Source organism: Xenorhabdus aichiensis, assembly GCF_028598775.1.
Taxonomy (GTDB): domain Bacteria; phylum Pseudomonadota; class Gammaproteobacteria; order Enterobacterales; family Enterobacteriaceae; genus Xenorhabdus; species Xenorhabdus bovienii.
Genome location: NZ_JAQRFO010000138.1, coordinates 1 through 629, shown reverse-complemented (window position 1 = coordinate 629; position 629 = coordinate 1). Strand labels below are relative to the sequence as shown.

Sequence of the window (629 nt, the reverse complement as noted above, 5' to 3'; positions counted from 1 at the left end):
CCTGATAGCCATAGACAGCCGGAAACGCTGCACAAACTGATGCAGGAAACCGGGGTAACGGTGGTTCACTTTATCCCGCCCATGCTCAGTGCCTTCTGCCAGTCACTACAGGCCTTAAGGCAGCAGTTGGCGGAAACCGTCCGTTATGTTTTCTGTAGTGGGGAGGCGCTGACCGGATCACAGGTCAGCGCGTTTAAGACCATTAATCCGGGCACCAGTGCCTTAATTAACCTTTACGGGCCAACGGAAGCGGCAATTGAAGTCACGTATTTTGATACCGCCGGCGAATTTAATGGCAATGTTCCCATCGGCCGGGCGATTGATAACACCCGCCTGTATGTGCGTGAAGGTGGGGGTAACCTGTCCCCCATCGGTGCGCCGGGGGAACTGTATATCGGGGGCGCTGGTGTGGCTCGCGGGTATTGGAACCGGCCGGAGTTGACCGCGGAGTATTTTGTGGTGAACCCGTTTGCCACGGCAGAAGATCAGGCGCGGGGCTACACCCGCCTGTATAAAACCGGCGATTTGGTGCGTTGGCGGCCGGACGGCAATCTGGAATATCTGGGGCGCAATGATTTTCAGGTCAAGATCCGGGGCTACCGCATTGAGCTGGGAGAAGTCGAAAGCGC

The 629-nt window shown here is 56.9% G+C and carries 1 protein-coding gene; it reads left to right on the top strand.

Features of this window, described 5'->3' with window-relative positions; translation table 11 throughout:
- A partial coding sequence (locus PSI22_RS21325; protein ID WP_273581469.1) for an AMP-binding protein occupies positions 1–629 on the top strand: 629 nt, incomplete at both ends.